The sequence below is a fragment of the Mesorhizobium sp. M7A.F.Ca.ET.027.03.2.1 genome (assembly GCF_003999175.1).
Taxonomy (GTDB): domain Bacteria; phylum Pseudomonadota; class Alphaproteobacteria; order Rhizobiales; family Rhizobiaceae; genus Mesorhizobium.
Window position 1 is genome coordinate 1 of sequence record NZ_RZOM01001818.1, and the last position, 541, is coordinate 541.

Here is a 541-nt window from a genome sequence, read left to right on the forward strand (position 1 = left end):
ATCTCGTTCAACGGCGCTACCGAGGCCGAGAGGCCGGGCGAGATCTGTGCGTCGCAAGTCGATCCGCTAGCGCTCGTGGCCGCCCTGAAGACCGGCGCGATCATCACCATCGCCGCCTGACAGCATTCGCGCCGCGGCCTATGTTGGGAGCGGCGCCCAAAACCAGAGTATTTGCCATGGAACGCTCGACCATCGTCAGAGTGCATGAAGGTTTGCACGCCCGTCCCGCGACGCGGTTCGTGAAGCTCGCCAAGGGTTTCGAATCCGACGTCGAACTGGTCAAGGACGGCAAGGCGGTCAGTGCCAAGAGTTCGGTCAAGCTGATGCTGCTGGCGGTCAAGGAGAACCAAGAAGTCACGGTGCGGGCGAATGGCGCCGATGCCATCGAGGCGCTCGAGGCGCTGATCGGCTATCTTGAGAATCCGCGGGCCGGCCTCGACGATGAAGCGGAAGCGCAGAGCCCGGCGAACGATGCCGGGCAGGAAGCGGAAGCGGCACCCGCGCGCGGATCCGTGCCGGCGGCACTTGACGGGGCAAACCG

General features: G+C 65.1%; 1 protein-coding gene and 1 pseudogene. Both read left to right on the top strand.

The genetic code is table 11. From position 1 onward, the window contains the following. Positions 1–120: pseudogene (locus tag EN750_RS41355) on the top strand (PTS cellobiose transporter subunit IIB); the annotation flags it as partial. A 56-nt stretch (positions 121–176) separates the two neighbouring features. Further along, the coding region (locus EN750_RS38245; protein WP_145968385.1) for an HPr family phosphocarrier protein at positions 177–541 on the top strand (365 nt) is incomplete at its 3' end.